The organism is Methanocalculus sp., from assembly GCF_029762515.1.
Lineage (GTDB): Archaea > Halobacteriota > Methanomicrobia > Methanomicrobiales > Methanocorpusculaceae > Methanocalculus.
The window spans coordinates 1-3,794 of the sequence record NZ_JARVGN010000225.1; the positions used below are offsets into that span (position 1 = coordinate 1).

General features: G+C 55.9%; 4 protein-coding genes and 1 pseudogene. All 5 read right to left on the reverse strand.

The window, feature by feature from the left end; translation table 11 throughout:
* Positions 1 to 115 precede the first annotated feature (115 nt).
* Positions 116 to 1,078 carry an isocitrate/isopropylmalate family dehydrogenase gene (locus QCH34_RS08475; protein WP_300332832.1) on the reverse strand — a complete coding sequence of 321 codons (963 nt, stop codon included), beginning with the start codon at positions 1,076 to 1,078 and terminating at the stop codon, positions 116 to 118.
* Positions 1,075 to 1,878: a hypothetical protein gene (locus QCH34_RS08480; RefSeq protein WP_300332834.1), complete on the reverse strand. Its 804-nt coding sequence runs from the start codon at positions 1,876 to 1,878 to the stop codon at positions 1,075 to 1,077. The genes QCH34_RS08475 and QCH34_RS08480 overlap by 4 nt, the downstream gene beginning before the upstream one ends.
* Entirely contained in the window at positions 1,875 to 2,342 is a 468-nt protein-coding gene (locus tag QCH34_RS08485) for a 3-isopropylmalate dehydratase (RefSeq protein ID WP_300332836.1), read from the reverse strand. The genes QCH34_RS08480 and QCH34_RS08485 overlap by 4 nt, the downstream gene beginning before the upstream one ends.
* On the reverse strand, positions 2,339 to 3,556 hold the full coding sequence (locus QCH34_RS08490; RefSeq protein WP_300332838.1) for a 3-isopropylmalate dehydratase/homoaconitate hydratase family large subunit: 1,218 nt from the start codon (positions 3,554 to 3,556) through the stop codon (positions 2,339 to 2,341). The genes QCH34_RS08485 and QCH34_RS08490 overlap by 4 nt, the downstream gene beginning before the upstream one ends.
* Positions 3,553 to 3,794, reverse strand: a pseudogene (gene aksA / locus QCH34_RS08495) (homoaconitate hydratase); the annotation flags it as partial. The pseudogene aksA and the gene QCH34_RS08490, both read right to left, overlap by 4 nt.

The window sequence follows — 3,794 nt, forward strand, 5'->3', positions numbered from 1 at the left end:
GATACGGCAAGGTCGATCGAGCCTGCGATCGAGACATGGACGCCGACGGTTACCATACTGGTATACTACTCCGGCAGATGAAGAAAAGATATGGGAGAAGGCAGTCCGCCCGGGATCAGATCCCAAGCTCTGCCTTTACTGCTTCCCCAAATGATTCCGTGGTTGCAGTTCCTCCGAGATCGGGAGTCTTGATCCCGCGCCCGATAACAGCCTGGAGGGCAGCTTCGATATGCCCGGCATCATCCCGGAAACCGAGGTATTCAAGAAGCATTGCCCCACTCCTGATCGCAGCAACCGGGTTTGCAATTCCCTTCCCTGCGATATCCGGTGCCGAGCCATGTACCGGCTCAAAGAGCGCATATCGATCCCCGATATTAGCCGAGGGGAGCATGCCCAGCCCGCCTACCAGATACCCGGCGACATCCGAGAGGATATCCCCGAAGATGTTTGTGGTAACGATGACGCCATACCTTGCAGGATGGAGGAGAACGTCAAGGGCAAGTGAATCGATGTAGCATGCCTCAAAGGAGATGCCTGCTTTTGCTGCCTCATGACAGCAGATGTCACGGAAGAGCACGTCGGATTTGATGACATTTGCCTTGTTCCCGATCGTCAGGAGGCAGCCGCGCTCCCCTGCGAGCCGGATGGCAACCCGTGCAATCCGCCTGCTCCCCTCAACCGAGACGACACGGACGGTACAGGCGCGATCCTTCTCCCGCCATTCGATACCGGAGTACAGGCCCTCGGAGTTCTCCCTCACGATCATAATGTCAACGTTGTCGCCTTTCACCGGACGGAGGTTTGCATAGAGATCAAGTGCCTGCCGGATCCCGAGGATGACTGACTGATAACAGGGATCCGGGGGCGTGGTGATCGCACCAAAAAGGATCGCATCTGCGCTTTTCAATGCAGTGATATCATCGTCTGTGCACGCGACACCACTCTTCTGCCATCTGGCATACCCGACCTCCACCTGAAAAGAATCAAATTCCGGGTGGAGCGATCCGATGAGATCCCAGGCAACCGGGATCACCTCCTGCCCGATCCCATCGCCCGGCACGAGTGCTATTTTGGTCATTGCTTCCTTCTCCAGAGCTCCATCATCTCATAGACTGCATCGAGAACCATCTTTGGTGATGCACCCCAGTGGACAACCGCACCAAAATAGCCATTGTATATACCGACACCACTCCGTTCCTTCCTGCAGCATCGTGCAATAAATGGCTCCTGCGATACAGAGGAGAGCGGACAGATATCAATGGAAGTGAAGTTGTTACCATAACATTCCTGGTAGAGTTGTCGGCCTGTCAGGCAGCCCGCCACCCGCTCACCTCCCTCCATCGGATCCATGTCAAGGGTCTTCTCAAATCCTCCTGCCCGGCAGGGAAAGACATCGGCATCAATTCTGGAGATATCCCGGACATGATGATCAAAGACGCAGTTCAGCTCTCCAAGAAGCCCCTCTTCTTCAAGGCTCTCGATCGTCACCGAGAGATTGGCCCGTGGGGGCCTGATATCATAGACATGCACGGTTTCAAAGAGAGAGAGGTCGGGATCCAGGACGAAGTTCATATGTTCGTCCATTGCCCCAAAGATCGTGCAGCGTTTTCCTGTTGAGAGGGCACGCCTGACCATACCCGCACGATTGTGCTGGTTCACCCGCTCCGAGTACATTACCGTCTCTTCTACGGTTGCGAGCACCTCCTCATGGAGGATCTTCCGCATCATTCCGGTGCCATCCGGGTCAGGCGTCACCTTGAGGAGTTCAAACCCATCCCGAACCCGCTTGACAAGGTATTCGGAGAGGAAGTACACTTTGTCTCCGACAGGCTTTCCAAAGGCATGGCCGACCACCTTGCATTCCGGCGGGAAGATCATGCCTTACCCCTCCAGTAGGGGACGAGTCCACCGGCATCCAGAATATCACGCATCCGGGGGGAAAGCGGGGTGAAGGAATAGCGGGCTCCTGCCACTTCTATCACCCCTTCATAGAGGTTGATTGCGATCTGATCGCCATCCCGGCAGGTGAGATCCGCCTCAAGCACCGGCAGGCCGACATTGATTGCATTCCTGAAGAAGATGCGGGCAAAGAGAGGAGAGATGACGCCAACAACCCCTGCCTCCCTGAGCGCAACCGGCGCCTGTTCGCGTGATGAGCCACACCCGAAGTTCCTCCCGGCAACAATGACCGCACCCGACAATCTCCCGGCAAGTGAGGGATCGAGATCTTCAAAGACATGTGTCCCCCAGACAGACCGATCCTTTGTCCTGAGGTACCGTCCGGCAATGACGAGATCAGTGTCGATATCTGGTCCGAGGCATATTGCCTGCCCTGTAATCATACCTGCACCTCCGGATCAGTGATGCAGCCGGCAAGTGCGGTTGCAGCTGCTGTCGACGGTGAGGCAAGGTAGATCAAGCCTCCGACTCCCATCCTGTTTTTGAAGTTGCGGTTTGCGGTTGAAAGGCAGACCTCGCTATCCCCAAGCACACCGTTATGCATGCCAAGGCAGGGGCCGCATCCGGGAGAGACCACTGTGCATCCCGCGGCAACAAGATCAGTAAAGATTCCATCCCGTGTGGCTTGAAGAAGCACATCCCGTGATGCAGGAACGACTATTGTCCGCACCTTCACCTGCCTGCCACGGACAATATCTGCAAATCTCTTCAGATCGCTGTAGCGCCCGTTCGTGCAGGTGCCAAGGAGCACCTGATCCACCTCGGTTCCCGCGAGATCGCCGACAGGCTTGCCGGAGTCGACACGGTGCGGAGGGGCCACGAGAGGAACGATTTCATCGAGATCGATTGTCACCTCACGATGGTAGCTACAGTCTGAAGGGATCTGGAGATCGATTGAATGTCCATATGACCCAAGGTATTCCCGGCAGACCAGATCAGCAGAGAAGATCGCATTCTTTGCTCCCGTCTCAACACCCATGTTGCAGATGCAGAGCCGATCCTCCATAGAGAGTGTCGCAGCACCCTCACCCCTGTATTCAAGGGCGCAGTATGTCGCCCCTTCCATACCAAGACGCGACACAACAGAGAGGGCGAGATCTTTTGCCTCTGCGGCACCGGAAAGCCTTCCCTCAAGCGTGATGCCGATCGTCTCAGGCACCCGGAACCAGGTCTCACCTGATGCCCAGATCGCGGCCATATCTGTTGCACCGACACCGGTGGCAAAGGCACCGAATGCTCCTCCCGTACAGGAGTGGGAGTCAGCTCCCACCACCACCTCTCCGGGAAGAATACGCCCCTCACTCATAATCTGGTGGCAGATGCCGCCGCCGCAGTCAGAGAATTGCATTCCTGCAGAGCGTGTATACTGCCTGAGTTCACGCTGGAGATCGGCGGTGAGCCCGGTATTTGCCGGGCAGATGTGATCGAAGAGGACCGAAATCTGCTCCGGATTCATACCCGCCTGCACACCCATAGATCGGAATGCCTCAAGGGTGAGGACACCGGTACCATCATGTACGTACGCACGATCCACCCGCCGATCAACGTACTCTCCGGCACTTCCACCAAGAATCCTTTCAGTGAGCGTCAAACTCATGCGAGAACCTCCAGTTCAGCCTGATGAATCAGCTGGAGGAGGATATCATGAGTGATGCAGCATTTGTGCTCGCCCCTCGCCTTCACCTGATCCAGTATCCAGCAGATCTGTTCTTCCCCAAGATCATGCCCCATTGACTGTAAAATATGTACAATCGCTTTTTTGCCGGTATGCTTACCAAGAAGGTAATGCCGCTCCCCCCCAACCAGATTAGGATGAATGTACTCGTACGTTGATG